We start from the raw sequence: 22,050 nt of genomic DNA on the forward strand, positions 1-22,050 counted from the left end.
GCAGCAACGATAGCGTCGGCAGCCTGGGCGCCGGATACTGCTGCAAGGGCAGCAGCGGAGCCGAGAAGAAGGCTCTTGATGTTCATAATGACCTCCAGTCATGATTTCTTTGGTGCCGCGCAAAATCTGAAAGCGTGTTGTCCCTGCCACCAATGCTTTGCGCTGGGAAATACATGACAGATGCTTAGGGTTTTAGGCAATGCAGGATTTTAGAATCTGATTATGTTCGAGATGCCTAAATTTAGAATTGTAGCAAATACGCAACAATTATGGGGACGCAGAGATCGGGCACCCAAAGCTCGGCCCCAAACGAGAACCGTGTGTCAGTCTTTGACAGCATTAAAAACGACCGTTCCGATCCACCGTTCGAAATTTCTAAGGCGAATCAAATATTAAGGAAGAATTAATTTTTGGAAACCGCTGCCGTCTCGCAATTGGCTATTTAAGATGCTCCTAACAATAACCGCTCGTTGAAGAAGGCAAATACGCTCTTGCTGGTCCTTCTTATCCTGCCTTAGTTGCCGCGGATCAAGGTCGTCACCTTCTCAAATCCGCCATCTCAAGGCCACGATTCGTTACCGCAATTGTCTCCCCCAATGCTTAAGCTCGGTCTCTTCCTGATAGGTGCTCGCTCCTTCGCCGCTTCGGCACATTATGCGTTGATGGGCGGAGTGCTTCTCATCGCTTGTGGTTTCCTTGGTGTGATCGTTCCCGACGACCAGGGCGTTCGCATTGGTCTTGCTATCCTCGGCCTTGGCTTGGCTACCCGGGCCTGCGTTTATGTCGGCGGCCTGGTTCTTCATTCGAGCCTTACTGTTGCGACACTCATCCTATCGCTGCTCTTTTTGCTCGTCTCGCTGGTCTGGATGGCGGCGCCTGTTATAGGCGCGAGACCCGCTGCTGTGGCTCTTGCTGTAGCGTTTACAATCGACGGTCTGTCGCGACTGCCGCTCATTGCGCTCGTACGGTTCGAGAGATGGAGGGATGGCGTTCTACTCGCGTCTGGAGAGCTTCTTCTTGCCTGGGTTCTGGCATCCGAGTGGCTGATACCTGCCTATAAAAGCCTTGCGCTTCTTTCTGGTATTTCCCTCTCTGTATCGGGGCACAGTCTTCTGCGGCTAGCCCTCCTGATGCACAACGGCGGTCCTTTCGGCTCGCTGCACGATTTCCTGACAGGTGACCTCCGCTCATGGCACCGCGAAATTCCTAAGGGCAGACGACCCGAATGCGAAAAACAGTCCGCATCGCTTGCGGTTCGTCTCTATATCTGGACACCGAAGTTTGCGGTCGCGGGTTCGACGAGCTGGCCTCTGGTCGATCGTTATCTGATGACCTTCGGGGAAGGTGGCAAGCCATCCGCTGGTCATGCGGCACTCGGCATTGATTCCGATCTATATCTGAGCCACTGGCCGGTGAGCGAAATCAGTGCCGGTATCCGCGATCTTCCGCATGTATTCTATTCTGGACGCAATAAGGATATGCCCGGACTATTTCCACCGTCCTACGCGTTCGAGTGTGAAGATTGGATTCCGGCTGATCAGTGCATCGAGTTCAGGACCCGAAACGCCGACGCTGTCCGCGCCTACTGGAATGCCTATCGGCAGAATACCGCCTACAACATAACAGACAGAAACTGCTCCATCGTCGTGGCGAATGCGCTGGAACTCGGGCTCGAAGGTCATCTGCGCACGTGCCACCCTTGGCTGCAACTGGCCAGGCTTCTGGTGCATCCGGCGCTCTGGCAGGCAAGCTACCTCAGATCGCGTGCGCACCATATGTGCTGGACACCGGGTCTCGTTCTTGACTACGCCAACCTGCTGAAACAAGTCGTGGAGCCGTCGGGAAGGGCCGCATCCTCCCTCTCAGCGGTCAGAACGCGCTGAATTCGCCCTTGGCCCCGTCGCTCCTTGGCTGGTAGTCTCGCGTGCTCCATGAGGATTGAAAGACATGAATGATCAGCAGCTTGTCGATACAGCGCACTCTCTAGCCGAAGGCCAGGCATTTTTCGATACTCTGTCCCGGCTGATCGCGCGCCGGTCCATCAGCCAATCGGAAGGACAGGTTAAGGATCTCCATGCCTATCTGCAGCAGGACATGTTGCCGCTCCTCGAGCCAATGGGTTTTGATTGCCGGATCCTGGACAATCCGACCGGGAGCGGCGGCCCCTTCCTGATCGCCGAGCGTATCGAAGATGAAAAGCGGCCCACAATACTCATCTATGGCCACGGCGACGTCTGCAATGGCGAGGCAGCGCGGTGGCGTTCCGGTCTGGCCCCTTTCGTTCTCTCCCGAGAAGGAGATCGACTGTACGGACGCGGAACAGCGGACAACAAGATCCAGCATCTCATCAATATCCTCGCGCTTCGCCATATCATGGAGCACCGCGGTTCTCTCGGGTTCAATGTTCGGCTTCTGATCGAGATGGGTGAAGAGACCGGGTCGAAGGGCCTGCACCAATTATGCGAAACCCACAGGCAAGAGCTGGCTGCCGACGTTCTGATCGCGTCCGATGGGCCGCGCCTCCAGGCCGATATCCCCACGATGTTCATGGGGTCGCGCGGTGGTGTGTCCTTCGAATTGCGGGTTGATTTGCGCGAGGGCGAGTTTCACTCGGGCAATTTCGGCGGCCTTCTCGCCGATCCGGTCACGCTGCTTGCCCATGCCATCGCCACCATCGTCGACGCCCGCGGTCAAATCCTCGTCCCCGAATGGCGACCGGACAGTCTGACTGACGATATCCGCGCGGCGCTCCGAGGGCTACCTGATCGACGCCATGATGCAGATTGGGGCGAAGAGAGCCTGACGCCCGCCGAACGGGTCTTCGGCTGGAATTCCTTTGCGGTCCTCGCCATCTCTGCTGGCAACATTGCAGCGCCCCAGAACGCAATCTGTGGCACTGCGCGCGCGGCCTGCCAGCTGAGATTTGTTGTCGGCACCAATATGGATGAGCTTCTTCCCTCGCTTCGCAGGCATCTCGATGCGCACGGCTACCCGATGGTGGAGGTCCATGAGGTCGGCCATGCGCCTTTCAAGGCCACACGCTTTCCGCCGGATCATCCCTGGGTGCGGTTCGTGGAGCGGTCCATCATGCACTCAACCGGCAAATCGGTGCATGTTTTGCCCAATCTTGCCGGATCGCTTCCGAACGATGTTTTCACGGACATTCTTGGCCTTCCGACGATCTGGATACCGCATTCGCACGCCGAGTGTGGCCAGCACGGGCCCAATGAACATGCATTGGTGTCCATTGCGGGAGAAGGTCTGCGAATCATGACTGCGCTGTTCCTGGACATCGGAAAGACAACGGAATTGCCCAGCTGATGATTGCTCGGAGAACCGGCTGGACAGAGCATGGTCTGAAAATTAGACATGCCTGATGATTGCGTGCTGCCATGAATAACCGGGTGCTGCGCTGAATTGGGACTCCAAGGGAGGAAAAACTGGTGACCCGCATTGCATTGACGAACGAAATGATCCTGCCGCATGAGCCGGAGGCGCTTCTTGTCGGACGCGTCTGGTCAAAAGCGCAGGACGGTCCATGCCTGGTTCTTGTCCGGAATGCGCATGTCCTGGATATCACACCACTGGGCCCGACCATGTCTGCCCTTCTTGAGCGGCAGGATCTCGTCGCCACATTGCAAGCAGGGAGTTTCCAGAACCTTGGCTCTCTGGACAGCTTCCTGGATGGATCAGCCGGGCAACTCTTGGCGCCGGTCGATCTTCAGGCGGTGAAGGCCGCAGGCGTAACCTTTGCCGACAGTATGTTGGAACGGGTTATAGAAGAGCAGGCGAGGGGAGATGCATCGCGTGCTCTGGAAATTCGTCAACGTTTGGCGCCGGTGATCGGTGACAATTTGAAGGGCGTTGCCGCAGGCTCGGAAAAGGCCGCACAGGTCAAGGCGCTCTTGCAGGAAATGAATCTCTGGTCGCAATATCTGGAAGTCGGTATCGGCCCGGACGCGGAAATTTTCACGAAATCCCAGCCGATGTCCTCCGTCGGTTGTGGCGCCGAGGTTGGTATTCATCCGATTTCCGAGTGGAACAATCCGGAACCGGAGGTCGTGCTATCCGTGCGCTCAGACGGAACAATCATCGGCGCGACACTGGGCAATGATGTGAACCTTCGGGATGTTGAAGGACGCTCGGCGCTCCTTCTGGGCAAGGCGAAAGACAACAATGCCTCCTGCTCCATCGGACCCTTCATCCGCCTCTTCGATGACCGTTTCACGCTGGAGGAACTCGGTCAGGTGAGGGTTTCGCTTCTGGTGGAGGGGGAAGATGGCTTCCAGATGACGGGCGAGAGTGCCATGTCAGCGATCAGCCGCAGTCCTGCCAACCTTGCCGGGCAGTTGTTGAACCGCAACCATCAATATCCGGATGGCGCGGTGCTCTTCCTGGGCACGATGTTCGCGCCCGTTAAGGACCGGCGCGGCAAGGGACAGGGCTTCACCCATGAGGTCGGTGATCGGGTGGAGATCGCAACGCCGCGGCTCGGTCGACTGGTAAACTGGGTCAACCGCTCGGATGCTTGCCCGCCTTGGACCTTTGGCTCTACGGCCCTGTTCCAGAATCTCGCACGCAGAGGCCTCCTGTAAGATGTAAGATAGCCGGAATAGGGCATGCCTTGTCCTATTCCGGAATGCTCGGCAGCACCTTGTCGCGCTTCTTCAATTGCTGCTCGCGGAAGAAGATGAACAAGCCTGAGCCCACAATCAGGGCTGCGCCAAGGATCATGGGCAGTCGAGGCACTTCTCCGAAGAAGGCCCAGCCGAAGATCACAGCCCAGAGCAGAAGTGTATACTGAAGCGGCGCGACCGTCGCGGCATCGGATATCTTCAGGGCGCGATTGACGAGAATATGCGCGCACATGGCCACGATACCCAGCAGTCCCAAAAGCAGGCCTTCCGTTGTCGATTTCAACGGAACCCAGTCGAAGGGCGCAATGAAAAGACCTGCGATCCCGGATGCAGCCAGCTGAAAGAACACCAGGGTCGTATCGGGCGTGTTACGCAGGCTGCGGCCGGAAATCAGCATGAAGGCGAAGGCGGCAGTACCGACGATCGAAATCAGCGCCGGCATGGTGAACATAGCGCTCGACGGTTCGAGCGTCACGATTACGCCAACGAAACCGATGGCAATGGCAAGCCATCGGCGCCATCCAACCTTCTCTCCCAGAATGAACGGTGATGCGGCGGCCACATAGATCGGTGCGGCCAGCCAGTAGGTCATCACATCCGCGAGCGGCATGTACATGACCGCATAGTAGAAGCAGAAGATCTCGACTGTCGAGAAAAAGACACGTGCCGCTTGCAGCCACGGCCGTTCCGCCTGCAATATCGCCTGCTTGCCCCCGAGCCACAGAAACGGTGCCAGGATAATGAGCGCAGCAACGCTTCTCAGGAGAATGACCTGACCGAGGCCATAGCTGGCGACGAGCCATTTCCCCATGGCGTCGTTCAAAGCGAACAGAACCATGCCTAGCAGCATGATCGCAGGTCCTGCCGTTGTCATCGATTTCAATCCCTGCTGTAGGGTTTGGCTGGTCTGCATCATCCATCTCCGCAGGAATCAGGGACACAAGGTGTCGTTTGTGTCTTTCGCCTTTGGCTTAACTATCCTCCGACAGAGAGGAAAACCAGATCCATGCCCGGAGTTTGCGATGTGTGACGGGAACAAACTCGGCAATGGAACCAGATGCTTCACATTCCGTTGATGGACAAGAATCATCGAAGGAACCTATTCCATGCTGAAGTGGGCACTTATCTTTCTCGTCATCTCGCTGATTTCCGGATTTCTGGGCTTTTCAGGCGTATCGGCCGCGACGGCCACGATTGCCCGCGTCCTCTTCTTCATCGCGATCGTGATCTTCCTGATCTTTCTGGTTCTCGCGTTCATGGCAGGAAGTGCGGTCCTGTAGGACCCTTAGATCGCTCGAGGTCGGTGGCCGGAGGATCGGCCACCACGAAGCCTTGCTCTTGGGCAAAAAAAAGCCCCACCGAAGCAGGGCAATATGGGGGAAAACTCGCGTCATCTGACGTGAGCATGATCATGAAGCCAGAAATCCGCCCAATTGACGAGGGCACTTTGCTGGAATTCGGTACGATCATTGATTAAAATGGCAGCATTGTTGCCCAATTTTTGTATTTTATCGTTCTTTGACTGATTGCATTGCGACGGATGTTGACGTGCTGGCGACATAGGGCAGGCTTGAGATCTTTTCTCCCAGCACTTCGCGATACCGCCGGATGCTCTGCGTTCTGATCTTGATGAGATAATCGAAGCGGCCGGCGATCATATGGCACTCTTCCACTTCCTTGATTCTTGAAATGGCCTGATTGAATTCGGTGAGTGCTTTCTCTCGCGTGTCGGAAAGCTTCACTTCCGCGAAAGCAACGTGATCCAGTCCCAGTTTTGGCAGATTGATCACGGCACGAAATCCCAGAATATAGCCTTCATCGACAAGCCGCTTCAGGCGAGCGTTGCACGGAGTCTTCGATAGACCGATCTTCTCTGCGAGTTCCGTCACCGAGATCCGGCCATCTGCGGCCACAACATCCAGTATCTTCAGATCGAATGCGTCGAGTTCGCTTGTTTTGCGGATTTCCATGGTGAATTTGCCTGCCTTAACGCCCATTTCAGGTGATAATACCTGAAAACAAAGCGCAGAATAGTCTCTCGCGTTGCGGTCTGCCGTAGTATCATTTTCCCACTGTTTCCCTTGATACGAGGCTTGAGCCATGACTGTGCAAACTCCGCTGTCGGTCGCAGACCCCTATGCTCTCAAACCTGCTTTCAGTGATTTTGCTCCGTCGATCCGGCCGCCATCGCAACTGCGGCAGGCGATCACCAATGCCTATCGTCGTGCGGAAATTGATTGCATCCTGCCACTTCTCGATGAGGCCAGTCTGGAACCGCAGCAGAAGCAGGCAGTGCGCAAAACTGCAAGAACGCTGGTGACTGCTCTTCGAGGAAAGCATCGTGGCTCTGGCGTTGAGGGGCTCGTCCACGAATATTCGCTGTCCAGCCAGGAGGGAGTGGCGCTCATGTGCCTTGCAGAGGCACTGCTCCGCATACCCGACATGGCGACACGCGATGCGCTGATCCGCGACAAGATCTCCCATGGCGACTGGAAATCCCATGTCGGCGGCGGGAGGTCGCTCTTCGTCAATGCGGCAAGCTGGGGTCTTGTCGTGACCGGCAAGCTGACCGCGACCGTGAATGATCGAAGCCTGACGGCAGCACTCACCCGTCTGATCGCTCGTTGCGGCGAGCCGGTCATCCGGCGCGGCGTCGATATGGCCATGCGCATGATGGGCGAACAGTTCGTCACCGGCGAGACGATCGATGAAGCTCTGAGCCGTGCTCGCGAGATGGAGCAGAAAGGCTTTGGCTATTCCTACGACATGCTGGGAGAAGCAGCCACAACGAAGGCCGATGCCGAGCGTTACTTCCGTGATTATGAGAACGCCATTCACGCCATTGGACGGCAAGCAAATGGGCGCGGAGTTTATGCCGGTCCGGGCATCTCCATCAAACTGTCGGCCCTGCATCCACGCTATTCCCGCTCCCAGGCGGCGCGCGTTATGGCGGAATTGCTGCCTCGGGTGAAAGCCCTTTGCCACTTGGCGAAAGGCTATGACATCGGCCTCAATATTGACGCTGAAGAGGCGGACCGTCTCGAGCTTTCGCTCGATCTTCTCGAAGAGATCTGCTTCGACCCAGAGCTGGCTGGCTGGAACGGTATCGGTTTCGTCGTGCAGGCCTATGGCAAGCGCTGCCCCTTCGTGCTCGATTTCATCATCGATCTTGCCAGCCGGTCCGGCCATCGTATCATGGTGCGGCTGGTCAAGGGCGCCTACTGGGACGCAGAAATCAAGCGTGCACACCTGGATGGTCTAGAGGACTTTCCCGTCTTTACGCGCAAGGTCCATACCGATGTTTCCTACATCGCCTGCGCTCGCAAGCTGCTGGCAGCGCGCGATCTCGTCTTTCCGCAGTTTGCCACTCATAATGCCCAGACGCTGGCCACCATCTATCAGTTGGCCGGGCCGGAATTTTCCATCGGCAGCTATGAATTCCAGTGCCTGCACGGCATGGGCGAGCCTCTTTATGAAGAGGTTGTTGATCCGGCCAAGCTGGCACGGCCATGCCGCATCTATGCGCCTGTTGGCACGCATGAAACCCTGTTGGCCTATCTCGTGCGCCGTCTTCTGGAAAACGGTGCCAACTCATCCTTTGTCAATCGTATCGGTGACGAAACGGTCAGCATTGATGACCTGATTGCCGATCCGGTCGAGGTCACGCGCGCTCAGGCCAGACCGGGCTCGAAGCATGACAAGATCGCCTTGCCGCGCGAACTTTTCGGTAAGAGCCGTTTGAATTCCGCTGGCCTTGATCTTTCCAACGAACAGACGCTTCAAAGCCTTTCGACAACGTTCAAGGCCACTGCAGCCTCGCCCGTACAGGCAAAGCCGCTTCTTGGCTTTGAGCCAGATCTCGGTGAGGAGCAGGCTGTTTTGAACCCTGCCGACCATCGCGATCGGGTTGGAAGCGTCATCCCCGTCACGACGCAGGATGTTGTGAAGGCCGCAACAGCGGCAGCTGAGGCTCTTGCCCGTTGGCAGGCCGTGACAGCCGCCGAGCGAGCCGATTTGCTGGATCGATCCGCCGCTCTTCTGGAAGAGCGCATAGATCACCTGCTGCCGCTGATCATGCGGGAGGCCGGAAAATCTCTTCCCAACGCCATTGCCGAAGTGCGTGAAGCGGTCGATTTCCTGCGTTACTATGCCGAACAGGCACGCCGGACCCTTGGTGTTTCGCATCTCCCGCTTGGTCCCGTTGTCTGTATCAGCCCGTGGAACTTCCCGCTCGCCATCTTCCTCGGCCAGATCTCTGCCGCCCTGATTGCCGGGAACACGGTTCTCGCCAAGCCAGCGGAAGAAACGCCGCTGATTGCCTACGAGGCAATTGGCATCCTGCATGAGGCAGGCATTCCGCGGAGCGTCATCCAGCTTCTTCCCGGTGATGGCCGCATCGGCGCGGCTCTTGTGGCGGCTCCTGAAACCGCGGGCGTCATGTTCACCGGCTCGACGGAGGTGGCGAGGCTGATCCAGAAGCAACTGGCGGGTCGTCTCTCTTCCGCAGGCAAGCCCATTCCGCTGATTGCTGAAACGGGCGGTCAGAATGCCATGATCGTCGATTCGTCTGCTCTGGCCGAACAGGTTGTCGGCGATGTCATTGCGTCTGCTTTCGATAGCGCTGGCCAACGCTGCTCAGCACTTCGCGTCTTGTGCCTGCAGGACGACGTTGCCGATCGTGTTCTGACGATGCTGAAGGGTGCGCTCGCCGAGCTATCCATTGGCAGGACCGACCGGCTATCCGTTGATATCGGCCCGGTCATTACAGAAGAGGCGCGCCAGACGATCGAAGGTCACATAGAGCGGATGCGCATTCTGGGACGTACCATCCATCAGGCCGCAATGCCGAAGGAAACCGAACACGGGACCTTCGTTGCTCCCACGATTGTGGAACTGACCTCGATCAAGGATCTGCAGCGTGAGATTTTCGGGCCGGTTCTTCACGTCATCCGTTTCAAGCGGAACGACCTCGACCGGCTGATCGACGATATCAATGCCACGGGGTATGGCCTGACCTTCGGCCTCCACACGCGCCTGGATGAAACCATCGCCCACGTACTCAGCCGTGTGAAGACCGGCAATCGCTACGTGAACCGCAACATCATCGGTGCCGTTGTGGGTGTGCAGCCATTTGGTGGTCGTGGCCTGTCCGGAACCGGTCCGAAGGCGGGCGGTCCTCTTTATCTCGGTCGTCTTGTCCAGACACCTCCGGTGCCGCCGCAGTTGAGCTCGGTGCATCGCGATGCGGCCTTGGGCGATTTTGCCCGTTGGCTGGAAGATCGTCAGCAGGCGCAAGCGGCCGAATTGGCGCGCACGATTGGCGGCGCTTCGGCGTTGGGGCTTGAATTGCAACTGCCAGGACCGGTTGGCGAGCAGAACCTCTACGCACTTCACCCGCGAGGTCGCATCCTGCTGGTTCCGCAAACAGAAGCGGGTCTTTATCAGCAATTGGCCGCAGCTCTGGCCACAGGAAATACAGCCGTCGTTGACATCAGCAATTCGGTTCTTGCGAACCTGCTGCATGCGCTTCCGTCGAGCGTGGCTGCACGCTTGCAGCGTACGAAAGACTGGAAAGCGGATGCACCCTTCGCCGGTGCGCTGATCGAGGGAGAGGGTGAGTTTCTGACAGAAACCCTCCAGCGCCTGGCAGCACTTCCTGGCCCCCTGGTCCTCGCACAGGCTGCGGCATCAAATGCTATGGCCAAGCCCGATGCCTATTGTCTGAACTGGCTGCTGGAGGAAGTATCCACCTCGATCAACACGGCAGCCGCTGGCGGCAATGCCAGCCTGATGACAATTGGGTGAGGCAAGGCTTGCCTTGCTGCTTCTGAGACAGCAATAGTCGCGCCGGGTTCATCTCGGCGCGAGACAAACAGTGCGACTTCAGACAGCATCGATCTTCATCGGCTTTTCCATCAGTGTTTTGACGACCCTTGCCGGTCAGGCCAACGCCGCCGACTGGCAGGCGGTTGAGCAGATCAAGACCTATGCCATCACAGGCAAGACGGGCATCGATCTCTATCGATCGATCGGCGAAAAAGGCCCGCAGGCCGGTGTGCAGGCCATTGCTCATACCAGTTTCAAGCTGACCTGGACGCGCAAATACGAGGTGCAGGGGACCGCTTGCGCCATCACGGTCGCGAAGCCGAAGCTGATCATTACCTACACAATGCCGAAACCCGCCAATCCGCTGCCGCCCGATGTGGAGCAGAACTGGGCCCGTTTCATCGCAGGCGTTGAGAAGCACGAGCGTGTCCATGGCGGCTTTACCAAGGAGCTCGTGCAGCAGATACAGGATTTCAGCCTTGGTCTGCGGGTCGAGAATGATCCTGACTGCAAGCGTATTCGCGAAGTCTTGACCAAACGTCTTGGCGAGCTTTCCAAAGCAGAGCGTGCGAGGAATGCCGAGTTCGATCGGATCGAGCTGAGCGACGGTGGCGCCGTCCATCAGTTGATACTGGCTTTCGTCAACGGTCCGTGATGCGACACGGGCATGAAAAAGCCCGCCGGGATGAACCAGCGGGCCGTCATCAGGGCTCGTTCAGACGTGCCCTATTCCTTGGGAGGAATTATTCCGCAGCCTGCAAGGTGCCATTGGCAACCGGCTCCGAGACATGTCCTGCCAGCACTTCCTGAAGTTTCGTCTGGTCAAGTTCATTTTCCCAGCGTGCCACCACGATGGTTGCGACCGCATTGCCAACGAAGTTCGTCAGGGCACGGCACTCGGACATGAAGCGGTCGATGCCGAGAATCAGCGCCATACCGGCCACGGGAACCGAAGGAACCACCGAAAGCGTGGCCGCCAGCGTGATGAAGCCTGCGCCCGTGATACCGGCGGCACCCTTCGAACTCAGCATAGCCACCAGCAGCAGCAGGATCTGATCCGCGAATGATAGCTGAATATCGGTCGCCTGGGCGATGAAGAGTGCCGCCAGGGTCATATAGATATTGGTGCCGTCGAGGTTGAACGAGTAACCCGTCGGAATGACGAGGCCGACGACAGAGCGCTTGCAGCCTGCACGTTCCATTTTCTGCATCAGACCCGGCAGTGCCGCTTCCGAGGACGATGTTCCGAGAACCAGCAGCAGCTCTTCCTTGATGTAGCGAATGAGCGCGAAGATCGAGAAGCCGTTGTAGCGTGCGACGGCGCCGAGCACCACGACCACGAACAGGATGGAGGTCAGGTAGAATGTGCCGATCAGGAAGGCGAGGTTGGCAACGGAGCCAATGCCGTATTTGCCAATCGTGAAAGCCATGGCGCCGAAGGCACCAATGGGGGCAGCCTTCATGAGGATGGCAACCAGCTTGAAGATCGGAGCCGTGACCGCATGCAGGAAGTCGGTCACAGGCTTTGCCTTGTCACCGACCATCGCCAGCGAAATACCGAACAGCACCGAGAAGAACAGCACCTGCAGGATATCGCCCTGCGCGAATGCGCCGACGATGGTTTCCGGGATGATGTTCATCAGGAAGCCGGTGATCGTGGTCTCATGGGCTTTTGTTGCATAAGTGGCAACAGCCTTGGCATCCAGCGAGGCCGGATCGATATGCATTCCTGAACCCGGCTGTACGACATTTGCAACCAGCATGCCGACAGCAAGCGCGAGCGTCGAAAAGGTCAGGAAGTAGATCATTGCCTTTCCGGCAACGCGGCCCACCTTCTTCAGGTCGGTCATTCCGGCAATGCCGGTGGCAACCGTGAGGAAAATAACCGGTGCAATGATCATCTTCACCAGACGGATGAAGGCATCGCCCAAGGGCTTCAGGGAAGCGCCGATATCCGGATAGTAATGGCCGAGAATGATACCGGCAGTAATGGCAACGAGCACCTGAACATAAAGCTGCCGATAAAGTGGCACCTTGCCGCGGGGGGCGGCAGCATCGAGATTCAATTCCATGTTGATCCTCCTTCGCGCCCCTACCCAATGGTTCTCCCGAGGCGACATTTGATGATGCCACCAGCTTTGCAACAGGCGTGCCAGATCACGTAGTTTCTTTATGTATCTGATTTTTAATGTTTAATTGTCATGATTGGAAAAGATCGGCCCAATGTCGTGCGATTTTCCGCATGGATCGCATTGCGTAGTGAATGTTATTGTGCGATTTTCCGCACATGGATTCCGGTGAACTTTATCCTCTTGGGGCAAAGGTTTCGGTGCGTCAGACGCACCGTCCATGGTTCATTTTCGCCGTGGTGGCCATCCTGTTGAGTACGGTTACGCTCATGACGGTTCGCACCATTGCGGTCGATGCCACGATGCAGGACCTCGAACAGCAAAGCCGGATCGATGCGGGTCTCAAGGTCGCGTTTCTGAAAGCAGTGCTGGAGCGACCGCGGGCTCTGCCGCTGATTCTGGCCCGTGATCGGGATGTTACAGATACGCTCACCGCTCCAACGCAAGAGCATCTCGATGCCTTGAACCGTAAGCTTCAGGATCTCGTGGAGGGGACGAATGCCTCGGTCATCTATGTGATCGACCGCCGCGGCGTTGCCATTGCGTCCAGCAATTGGCGTGAACCGTCGAGCTTCGTCGGTGTCGATTACAGTTTTCGCCAGTATTTTTCCCGCGCGATGGCTGAAGGAAAGGCGGAGCATTTTGCGCTTGGCAGCATCAGCCTGCGCCCGGGTCTCTACATCTCGCAACGGGTGGGTCCGCCGGACAATCCGATCGGGGTGGTGGTGGCAAAGGCCGAGTTCGACCAATTGGAGCGGGACTGGCGCGATGCGCAACGACCGACCTATGTCACGGACGCCCATGGTGTCGTGCTGATCACCAGCATCGAGTCCTGGCGGTTCATGGTCGAGGCGCCCTTGTCTCCGCCGGTGCAAGCCGAGATCAGGAGTAGCCTGCAATTTGGCGATGCACCGCTTCTGCCCTTGCCGATCACGCGGGAACGACAGCTTTCCGGGGATGCCGCTACAATTGATGCACTGCTTCCAGGAGCCTCAGTCGCCGGGTTTGTCGAAATGAGCCTCCCAGTGCCATCCACCCCCTGGTCACTCAGGTATCTGCTGCCCGTCCAGCCGCAACTCGACAATGGTGTGGGGCAGGCGCAGGTTTTATCCATGGCCATCCTGTTGCCCCTGCTTGGCCTCGCCGCTCTGGTAATCTGGCGCAGACAGACATCTCTTCGTCATATTGCAGCGGAGCAGGCGGCGCGGATCGAGCTGGAGCGTCGGGTTCTGGAGCGCACAACGGATCTGAGCCGGGCGAGAGACCGTCTTGAAGCGGAAATTGCCGATCACCGAGCCACCGAGAACCGCTTGCAGGGCGTCCAGGAGGAACTCGTCCAGGCAAACCGCTTGGCCATTCTTGGACAGGTCGCGGCCGGTGTCGCCCATGAGATCAACCAGCCTGTGGCGACAATCCGGGCCTATGCCGATAATGCTATAACCTATCTTGACCGTCAGCGAGAGGATGCAGCGCGTGACAACCTTACGGAGATCGCCGGACTGACTGAACGGATCGGGTCCATTACCGAAGATCTGAAGGCCCTTGCACGGCGCGGTCGATCTGCAGCCGAGCCGGTGGATATGCGGGAAGCGATCGCGGGTGCGCTGGTGCTGTTGAAAAGCCGCTTCTCCGGACGTCTGGACCGGGTCGAGATCCGGGCGGAAGAGCAGGATCTGTATGCGATCGGCAACCGCCTTCGGTTGGAACAGGTGCTGATCAACCTGATCCAGAATGCGCTGGAAGCGGTTGAACCCGTCGCCGACGGGGCCGTGGTCGTCTCCGCTGGCCGCGATGCCGACAGGATTCACATCAGAATTGAAGATAATGGCGGCGGCATCGCTCCAGCAATCCAGGAACAGCTGTTCTCGCCTTTCAACAGCTCGAAGGAAAAAGGGCTTGGTCTCGGTCTCGTCATCGCCAAAGACATCGTGACGGATTATGGCGGCAAGCTTTCGGTGGAGACCTCGTCGCAGGGCACAATCTTCCTCATTGATCTGAAGCAGGCTGACAGATGAACGCTACGACCTCCCTCCTTCTGGTCGATGATGACCGGGATCTGTTAAAAGCCACCGCTCAGACCCTTGATCTTGCCGGTTTCTCCGTCACCAGCCGAACCTCTGCATTGGAAGCATTGAGCAGTCTTGAGCGCGACTATGCCGGTGTCGTCGTCTCAGACATTCGAATGCCTGCTATGGATGGTCTGGAGTTTTTCGAGCGTATTCGATCCATCGACCCCGATATACCTGTCATCCTCATGACCGGGCATGGCGATATTCCCATGGCCGTGGTGGCTATTCAGGCGGGCGTTTATGATTTCATGACCAAGCCTTTTGCCGCCGATCGTCTGGTCCAATGCGTGAGGCGTGCTGCTGAAAAGCGCAAGCTCGTGCTTGAGAACCGCCGTCTGCGCGAGGCGGTGCAGGATGAAGATCAGGGCGATGTAACCCTTCTCGGTCAAACCCCGGTCATGCAGCGGCTTCGAAACACCATTCGCCAGATCGCCGACACAGATGTGGACGTTCTCCTGACGGGCGAAACCGGCACCGGGAAGGAGGTCGTGGCAAGCCTTCTGCACCGATGGAGCAGCCGCTCGAAGGGGAATTTCGTAGCACTGAACTGCGGCGCCTTGCCGGAGCAGATTCTGGAGAGCGAATTGTTCGGGCACGAGACGGGCGCTTTCACCGGCGCACAGAAGCGACGTGTCGGGCGCATTGAGCATTCCAGCGGCGGCACTCTTTTTCTGGATGAGATCGAGAGCATGCCGCCAGTCTCCCAGATTCAGATGCTTCGCGTGCTGGAAATGCGCGAGGTTACGCCGCTTGGGACGAACGAGGTGCGGCCAGTCGATCTACGGGTCATCGCCGCCGCCAAGGTCGATCTCGGCAACCCGCAGGAACGCCGCGATTTCCGCGAAGATCTCTATTATCGATTGAACGTTGTCAGTCTGTTTATCCCTCCCTTGCGTGAGAGGCGGGACGACGTGCCACTGCTTTTCCGCTTTTTCTGTCAGCGCGCGGCTAAGCGTTTCAATCGCGAGGTTCCACCGCTGACGATCTCCCTCAACCGCCATCTGCAGGATCACACGTGGCCCGGCAATGTTCGCGAGCTGAACCATTTCGCCGAGCGGTTCGTTCTGGGTCTCGAGACGCTCACCCATGACACCTTGATGCCGGAAGCTGAGGTAATGGATCGCTCCGGAACGCTACCGGACCGCATGGCGAAAATCGAGGCGGAACTGATACGGGAGGCCCTTCAGGCGAATGATGGGGACGTGAAGCGCACGATTGAGGCCTTGGGAATTCCGCGCAAGACATTCTACGACAAGCTTCAGCGGCATGGGATTTCGCGCGCGACTTTCGTCAATGGTAGCTGAATGACATTTGAAAGTTGAGAGCATGGCCTATATGCCATGGCTATGAACCCTTCATGCTCCCGCCCGGGAGAACGTCAAGCGAGAGCTCTTCATGCGGATTACGATGATCGGTGCCGGCTATGTGGGTCTGGTATCGGGTGTGTGCTTTGCTGATTTCGGTCACCATGTGACCTGTGTGGATAATGTCGAGGAAAAGGTTGCCGCCCTGAAGGCAGGCACCATTCCCATCTATGAGCCTGGACTGGACGAACTGGTAAAGTCGAATGTCAAGGCGGGTCGCCTGATGTTCACCACGGATCTGAAAGCGGCGGTGGCAGAGGCAGACGTGGTGTTCATCGCGGTGGGGACGCCCTCACGTCGTGGCGATGGCCATGCCGATCTTTCTTATGTGTACGCCGCAGCGAAGGATATCGCGCACGCCATGACCGGTTTCACGGTCGTCGTGACGAAATCGACGGTACCGGTTGGAACCGGCGACGAGGTGGAGCGGATCATCCGCTCTGAGCGCCCGGATGCTGAGTTCGCGGTGGTTTCCAATCCGGAATTCCTGCGCGAAGGTGCCGCGATTGCCGATTTCAAGCGGCCCGATCGGATCGTCATCGGCTCGGAGGATGAGCGCGCAAGCGAGGTGATGCGTGAAGTCTATCGTCCGCTCTACCTCAACTCCGCGCCCTTGTTCTTCTGCGATCGCCGGACGTCCGAGCTGATCAAATATGCCGGCAATGCGTTTCTTGCCATGAAGATCACCTTCATCAACGAGATGGCCGATCTCTGCGAAAAGGTCGGTGCCGACGTTCAAAAGGTGGCCAAAGGCATTGGCATGGACAAGCGCATCGGCGACAAGTTCCTGCATGCCGGGCCTGGCTACGGGGGCTCCTGTTTTCCGAAGGACACGATGGCTTTGGTGAAGACGGCACAGGACAATGACAGTCCGGTCCGCCTGATCGAAACGACAGTCGCGGTCAACGATACCCGCAAGCGTGCCATGGCCCGCAAGGTTATCGCAGCCTGCGGTGGCTCCGTGCGCGACAAGAAGATTGCTGTATTGGGGCTGACCTTCAAGCCGAATACGGACGACATGCGGGACGCGCCTTCGCTTTCGATCATCCAGGCACTTCAGGACAACGGGGCGCTCGTCCATGCCTATGATCCCGAAGGCATGGAGGCCGCACGAGGTATGTTGCCAGATGTCGACCTTGGCGACAGTCCCTACGATATCGCCGCAGGAGCGGACGCCCTGGTCCTTGTTACCGAGTGGGATGAGTTCCGGGCTCTGGACCTGCGACGGCTGAGGCCGATCATGAACGCGCCGGTGCTGGTCGACCTGCGCAATGTCTATCCGGCCGATGAAGTCCACCGTTACGGCTTCGAATATCACGGCGTCGGGCGATAGCGAGCGGCAACTATGCCTGCGATTGACGTTGCTGTCTGCTTTCCGTCATCTGTCGCCGACGCAGCCAGGGAGATGGCACGAGGCTCGGCGGGATGTTGCCGCGATTTTCGCCACGCACGAACGTTTCGATGAAGGAGAGCGCATTCTCGAGCCCGTTCATCGTATAGGGCTTCTCGATCGCTCCCATCGCTCCGGCAAAATCTTCCGGGATGCGCTTTAGATTGCCACTCACGAAGACATAGGAAATACCCTTGCTTTCAAGGTAGCGGCCCACATCTATGCCAGTCGGGCCATCCAGCAGGTGGATGTCGACGAAGGCGAATTCGGGGTGCTCCCGGTCGATGATGGCCTTTGCCTCCTGGCTGGACATTGCGACGCCCACGATCGTGTGTCCGGCATTTTCCAGCTCGCTTTCGAGTTCCAGCGCCAGCAAGGCCTCGTCTTCAACAATCAGAATATTCACGCTTTCCTGCTCTCCTCGACACTTCCGACCGGCAGACGAATATCGACGATCGTGTCGTGATGGTGTTGGTGTCGTTCTATCTTTGCATTCACCTGCCGCGCGCAGGTTTCCAGAATCGTGCGGCTGAAGGCTTCAGCTTCACTGTCGACGGCCACATCGACCGGTGGCATTGTGTCCTTGACTCTGATCTGGAAGTGTCCGTTCAGGCGGCGGATGCAGATGTCGATGGCACCGCCCCCGTCCTTGAGACCTCGCCGCACGGCGTCCCCGACAAGCTCGTTGATGATCAGTGCCAGAGGCGAGGCCTTTATGGCCGGCACGAGGACTGGCGATAGGTCGAAATGAACGTGGATGTCGTCGCGTCGCAGCGCGCTGATCATATCCGTAATGAGGTCTCGCGCGAAGTCCGATACGTCGAAGCGTTCTACATCTGCGGTCGTGAAAAGTTTCCTCTGGACCGTGCTGAGCGCTTCGACACGGTCCAGAACCGATCTTAGTGTTTTCTGAACGGTCGTATCCGCACTGGTTCTCGCCTGCAGTTTGAGAATGGATGCGATTGTCAGCAGGTTGTTCTTGACGCGATGATCCACCTCGTGAACCAGCAGCGTTTTGGCATCCAGGGCATCGCGCAAGTCCTTGGTACGGCGCGCCACCTCTTGCTCTGCGGAACTGCGGGCCGCAGCGAGTTCCTTCTGCTTGTCTTTCACATGCGTGAAATCCAGCTGAGACGCGAAAAAGTAAATGACTTCGCCTTCGCTGTTACGGACTGGACTCATGAAAAGCGCATTCCAGAACGTCGAGCCATCCTTTCGATAATTCAGGATATCGACCTCAAGGCTTCGCTCGGCAGCAATGGCTTCGCGAAGCTGTGTGATGGCTGTTTGGTCGCTTTCAGGCCCCTGCAAAAGCCGGCAGTTCCGACCGACCAGCTCCTCCTGCGAATAGCCTGTAAGCTGTGAGAATGCCTTGTTCGAAAAGATGATCGGATTATCGGGCTGCCGCGGATCGGTAATCAGCATCGGCATGCGCGTTGCTTTGAACGCGGCAGCAAACGGATCCTCCGACCCATGTTCCGCAAGAAGACGGTCGCCGGCTTCCCTTGCGTTCTGCTTTGAATTCTCTTCGCTGTTCATACAATGTGAGCCGCCTGAAAGAGTGCGAAACCAGAGAATGAAATAAGGCTGGATTGGTTCCTGAAAAGTACTTCTGCCCACTGCGGGCGACTTAAAAAAATCGTGCCAAGTGCTTGTTAAAGCCGCAGGCCTCGGTTATAGGAGCGCCACTGGTCACGGAGTGTAGCGCAGTCTGGTAGCGCACCACGTTCGGGACGTGGGGGTCGAGTGTTCGAATCACTCCACTCCGACCAGCCGTTAACGCCTTGTCCCGAAAGGCATTTTAGCTTCCTGATATGTAGTGTTTTGACCCTGCGGCGCGGGCTGTCTGACAGAAACTCTGACAGAAACCCCTGGTATCTGTCATTCAGGTCAGAACGACTATGGCCCTCCGAAGAGGGCCATATCAGTCGATGCCGACAACTTTGAATCTCACCAGGGATGGATGACCGCCGACAGGCTGCACGACCGTTCGGCCACCTTACTCGAGCCGCCTGCGCATTACGCAGACCCTACTGGCGACGTGCCGCATGTAGCATGTGCGGCCCGTATGTCGTCACCGAAGCGTTCGGATGCCAGCAGAGTAGGTAGATCGCGCCGGATGTGGCCGCATCAAGATATAGCCGGCGGGGAGTGGTTGGAACGCGTGACAGGTTGACGTGTGGCAATTTATAGAACAAAACACGAACAAAACGGCAATCTGCGAACGCAGACTCAACTGGGGACCGCCGAACAAAGGAATGTCCGGCGCAAGCTCTATATGCTACGTCAGAACTAACCGTCGGAAATTGTAACTCGACTGAGTGCAGCGCGTCCGGTACACAGTCCGCAAGTCCCGGGAATAAAAGGAGATTTCATTTGCTCAATCGTCCAGACGAAGCTCCATCACCATCCCAGGACTTTCTCGATTTCACCGCCGGCCGCAAGTTTGCGACCATCATGGCCGACCCGCCGTGGCAGTTCATGAACCGCACGGGGAAAGTCGCGCCGGAACACAAGCGCCTGAACCGATACGGCACGATGGAATTGGATGCGATCAAGGCGCTTCCCGTCGCGACGGCCTGCGCGCCCACGGCACACCTATATCTTTGGGTTCCGAACGCCCTCCTGCCGGAAGGTATCGAGGTCCTGAAAGCTTGGGGCTTCACGTATAAAGCCAATATCGTCTGGCATAAGCTCCGCAAGGATGGCGGCTCTGACGGTCGCGGCGTAGGCTTCTACTTCCGCAACGTGACGGAGCTGATCCTCTTCGGAACCCGTGGAAAGAACGCTCGGACGCTTCCGCCTGGTCGTTCGCAGGTCAACTACATCGGCACCCGCAAGCGCGAACATTCCCGGAAACCCGACGAGCAGTATCCACTGATCGAGAGCTGCTCACCTGGTCCATATCTCGAGATGTTTGGCCGTGGCGTCCGCCCTGGTTGGACTACATGGGGTAATCAGGCCGACGAGAGCTATGAACCGACCTGGAAGACGTACGGCTTCAACTCAGCAACCGACCGCGTGGCGGCCGAATAAGTCATTCTGTGGCGGCCGCGATGCCTTCTTCGACTAGGGCGGCGGCCTCTCCTTCGATATCTTCGAGACCAAGCCCTTCGTTGAACGTGACGATTGACGAAGGGAGTCCGACAAGTACCAGAGGACAGGGATTGCCGACGCCGCGATGTACACGGTCTTCGAGCTTCGACCAGTGGGTCGTCGCCTGGCCGTACTTGTCGGACACGAATTGACCAGCCCACGCCTCTTCGTAAGTCATTCCGGCGTTGACCCGACGTTCGACTTCGCGGTTCTGGCGAGCGGTCCGGCTCATACCGAATGCGACCACCGCTTCATGGGAGTTCAGGCCTCGCTCGACGGCGAACCGCTGCACCATCGCTTTCAGATGGTCCTGCATCGACGTCCCGCGCGTGATGATCACGCCGACGGAGATGGCGCTATCCGCGTGCAGCCGTTTGAAGTTTTCGAGGTCGCGATCATAAAATGGGTCTTTGTTGTTCCACTCGATCTCGCAGGCGATGACGCCAGCGTCGAAAGTCTTCACGTGGTCGATCTCGTGTGAGATGGCTTCGCGAGCTACGCCGTTGATCCGCTTCTCGACTGTGAAGTTCATCTTGGTCCAGCCTAGCTCGGCCAGTTTCCGGCGCAGTCTCTGCGTCCCTTGGGACTCCCCGCCGCCCGACCCGATGATTTCCTCGATCGGGATCGACAGTCCGCCTACAGCCTCTTCAAGCTCGGCGACCGCATCGGGAAAATCAACGCTCAGGATAGCGCGGGCGTGGGAGTGTATCTCGACTTGGAAGCCGCGTTTTATGAGGCTGTCAAACATATGTGTATCGCTGATTGATTCGTTGGCCGATACTACCACACGCGACCAGGAAGACGATCGACTACGCCGCGACTAGCCACCATATCAACACTGCGATAGGCACGGCGACCGTCAACGCCGCCATTACGTACGCCTGAACGACCGGAGCCTCCCGCTCTCTCTTCTCATCGAGTTCCTTGAGCCTGCTCTCGATGCCGCGGGGGTCGTCGACATGTGTCCTCTTGATCCAGTGTCGCTCGTGGGCGTCACTATCCTGAAGTCCGGTAAGCCACATCTTCACAAGCCACGGTCTCTTCATCACGCTCTCCCTTCCTATGGATAACGCGCAGCGCTTACACGAGCTCCGTTAACTCTTCGATCGCCAAATTGCCCATTGTCGACTTGCCGGATTCCATCGAGCCCGGCACAACACGCATCCGACAACACGGAGGCATGCAGATGGCGAATTTTGGTTCACCGGCCCACAACGCGGCGATGGGTAATCTTCCAGGCATGATGCTCGTAGCCGGTGGCGCGATGTGCCTCGCGCGCGGTGTCTCAGATGCCCTCGATGCGGTCGCCGAAGCTCGCTACCGTCGTCAGTACCACGATGCTCTGGGCGCGGCGTCTGCGCATGCCCGGGAGCTGGAAAACGTCGCCCGGGTCGCCGTGACGCTGATCGCCGAACTCGAGGTCGAAGTCGCGGGCCTGCGCACGGCATGCGCACAACGTCAGGAAGTCATTGAAGCTCTGGTCGGCCGCGCATGAGTATCTCGGACCGGGAGTGGCAATGGATTCGTCGGCAGTATGGG

The 22,050-nt window shown here is 57.8% G+C and carries 18 protein-coding genes, 1 tRNA gene and 1 pseudogene; 12 read left to right on the plus strand and 8 right to left on the minus strand.

The window, feature by feature from the left end; all coding sequences use genetic code 11:
* Window positions 1-86, minus strand: a pseudogene (locus tag ASD54_RS27290) (porin); the annotation flags it as partial.
* 510 nt (window positions 87-596) lie between these two features.
* On the opposite strand from ASD54_RS27290, the gene ASD54_RS12095 reads away from it, so the two are divergent.
* The 3 genes from ASD54_RS12095 to ASD54_RS12105 all read left to right on the plus strand — a co-directional run bounded on the left by ASD54_RS12095 (window position 597) and on the right by ASD54_RS12105 (window position 4,595).
* On the plus strand, window positions 597-1,883 hold the full coding sequence (locus ASD54_RS12095; RefSeq protein ID WP_062554872.1) for a hypothetical protein: 1,287 nt from the start codon (window positions 597-599) through the stop codon (window positions 1,881-1,883).
* 64 nt (window positions 1,884-1,947) lie between these two features.
* Window positions 1,948-3,321 carry a M20 family metallopeptidase gene (locus ASD54_RS12100; protein ID WP_062554873.1) on the plus strand — a complete coding sequence of 458 codons (1,374 nt, stop codon included), beginning with the start codon at window positions 1,948-1,950 and terminating at the stop codon, window positions 3,319-3,321.
* A 149-nt stretch (window positions 3,322-3,470) separates the two neighbouring features.
* Window positions 3,471-4,595 carry a fumarylacetoacetate hydrolase family protein gene (locus ASD54_RS12105; protein ID WP_062555441.1) on the plus strand — a complete coding sequence of 375 codons (1,125 nt, stop codon included), beginning with the start codon at window positions 3,471-3,473 and terminating at the stop codon, window positions 4,593-4,595.
* Between the two features lie 34 nt (window positions 4,596-4,629).
* On the opposite strand, the gene ASD54_RS12110 is transcribed toward ASD54_RS12105, so the two are convergent.
* Window positions 4,630-5,511, minus strand: coding sequence for a DMT family transporter (locus tag ASD54_RS12110; RefSeq protein ID WP_162249585.1), 882 nt, complete (start codon window positions 5,509-5,511; stop codon window positions 4,630-4,632).
* Window positions 5,512-5,743: 232 nt separating this feature from the next.
* On the opposite strand from ASD54_RS12110, the gene ASD54_RS26180 reads away from it, so the two are divergent.
* Window positions 5,744-5,917 (plus strand): DUF1328 domain-containing protein, encoded by a 174-nt coding sequence (locus ASD54_RS26180; protein ID WP_082547198.1) that lies wholly within the window; start codon window positions 5,744-5,746, stop codon window positions 5,915-5,917.
* Window positions 5,918-6,145: 228 nt separating this feature from the next.
* On the opposite strand, the gene ASD54_RS12115 is transcribed toward ASD54_RS26180, so the two are convergent.
* Window positions 6,146-6,607 carry an Lrp/AsnC family transcriptional regulator gene (locus ASD54_RS12115; protein WP_062555442.1) on the minus strand — a complete coding sequence of 154 codons (462 nt, stop codon included), beginning with the start codon at window positions 6,605-6,607 and terminating at the stop codon, window positions 6,146-6,148.
* Between the two features lie 130 nt (window positions 6,608-6,737).
* Between ASD54_RS12115 and putA the strand changes: the two genes are divergently transcribed.
* A complete protein-coding gene (gene putA / locus ASD54_RS12120; RefSeq protein ID WP_062554875.1) occupies window positions 6,738-10,442 on the plus strand; it encodes a trifunctional transcriptional regulator/proline dehydrogenase/L-glutamate gamma-semialdehyde dehydrogenase in 3,705 nt (1,234 codons plus the stop codon).
* 70 nt (window positions 10,443-10,512) lie between these two features.
* Window positions 10,513-11,118, plus strand: a complete 606-nt coding sequence (locus tag ASD54_RS12125; protein ID WP_244484750.1) for a DUF922 domain-containing protein — start codon at window positions 10,513-10,515, stop codon at window positions 11,116-11,118.
* An 88-nt stretch (window positions 11,119-11,206) separates the two neighbouring features.
* Here ASD54_RS12125 and ASD54_RS12130 read toward each other — a convergent pair whose 3' ends face one another.
* Window positions 11,207-12,535 (minus strand): dicarboxylate/amino acid:cation symporter, encoded by a 1,329-nt coding sequence (locus ASD54_RS12130; protein WP_062554876.1) that lies wholly within the window; start codon window positions 12,533-12,535, stop codon window positions 11,207-11,209.
* A 215-nt stretch (window positions 12,536-12,750) separates the two neighbouring features.
* Between ASD54_RS12130 and ASD54_RS12135 the strand changes: the two genes are divergently transcribed.
* From ASD54_RS12135 to ASD54_RS12145, 3 genes are all read left to right on the plus strand, one after another.
* On the plus strand, window positions 12,751-14,607 hold the full coding sequence (locus ASD54_RS12135) for an ATP-binding protein (RefSeq protein WP_062554877.1): 1,857 nt from the start codon (window positions 12,751-12,753) through the stop codon (window positions 14,605-14,607).
* The gene (locus ASD54_RS12140; protein ID WP_062554878.1) at window positions 14,604-15,965 is read left to right on the plus strand and encodes a sigma-54 dependent transcriptional regulator; all 1,362 of its coding nucleotides are present in this window, start codon (window positions 14,604-14,606) and stop codon (window positions 15,963-15,965) included. Before ASD54_RS12135 ends, ASD54_RS12140 begins: the two co-directional genes overlap by 4 nt.
* A 91-nt stretch (window positions 15,966-16,056) precedes the next feature.
* Window positions 16,057-17,358 carry a UDP-glucose/GDP-mannose dehydrogenase family protein gene (locus ASD54_RS12145; RefSeq protein WP_062554879.1) on the plus strand — a complete coding sequence of 434 codons (1,302 nt, stop codon included), beginning with the start codon at window positions 16,057-16,059 and terminating at the stop codon, window positions 17,356-17,358.
* Window positions 17,359-17,368: 10 nt separating this feature from the next.
* Here ASD54_RS12145 and ASD54_RS12150 read toward each other — a convergent pair whose 3' ends face one another.
* Window positions 17,369-17,821 carry a response regulator gene (locus ASD54_RS12150; RefSeq protein WP_062554880.1) on the minus strand — a complete coding sequence of 151 codons (453 nt, stop codon included), beginning with the start codon at window positions 17,819-17,821 and terminating at the stop codon, window positions 17,369-17,371.
* A complete protein-coding gene (locus tag ASD54_RS12155; protein WP_062554881.1) occupies window positions 17,818-18,954 on the minus strand; it encodes a PAS domain-containing protein in 1,137 nt (378 codons plus the stop codon). The genes ASD54_RS12150 and ASD54_RS12155 overlap by 4 nt, the downstream gene beginning before the upstream one ends.
* A gap of 156 nt (window positions 18,955-19,110) precedes the next feature.
* Between ASD54_RS12155 and ASD54_RS12160 the strand changes: the two genes are divergently transcribed.
* Window positions 19,111-19,187 (plus strand) — tRNA-Pro (locus tag ASD54_RS12160).
* A gap of 604 nt (window positions 19,188-19,791) precedes the next feature.
* A complete protein-coding gene (locus ASD54_RS12165) occupies window positions 19,792-20,451 on the plus strand; it encodes an MT-A70 family methyltransferase (RefSeq protein WP_062554882.1) in 660 nt (219 codons plus the stop codon).
* A gap of 1 nt (window position 20,452) precedes the next feature.
* Here the strand turns inward: ASD54_RS12165 and ASD54_RS12170 are convergent, their stop codons facing one another.
* Both ASD54_RS12170 and ASD54_RS12175 read right to left on the minus strand, forming a co-directional pair.
* A complete protein-coding gene (locus ASD54_RS12170; protein ID WP_062554883.1) occupies window positions 20,453-21,259 on the minus strand; it encodes a BglII/BstYI family type II restriction endonuclease in 807 nt (268 codons plus the stop codon).
* A 61-nt stretch (window positions 21,260-21,320) separates the two neighbouring features.
* Complete coding sequence (locus ASD54_RS12175; protein ID WP_062554884.1) at window positions 21,321-21,557, minus strand: hypothetical protein; 237 nt, start codon at window positions 21,555-21,557, stop codon at window positions 21,321-21,323.
* Between the two features lie 140 nt (window positions 21,558-21,697).
* Here ASD54_RS12175 and ASD54_RS12180 point away from each other — a divergent pair, with 140 nt between their 5' ends.
* On the plus strand, window positions 21,698-22,006 hold the full coding sequence (locus ASD54_RS12180; protein WP_062554885.1) for a hypothetical protein: 309 nt from the start codon (window positions 21,698-21,700) through the stop codon (window positions 22,004-22,006).
* Window positions 22,007-22,050: the final 44 nt, after the last annotated feature.

Origin of the sequence: Rhizobium sp. Root149 (genome assembly GCF_001427345.1) — a bacterium.
In the GTDB taxonomy this organism is placed as follows: domain Bacteria; phylum Pseudomonadota; class Alphaproteobacteria; order Rhizobiales; family Rhizobiaceae; genus Neorhizobium; species Neorhizobium rhizoryzae.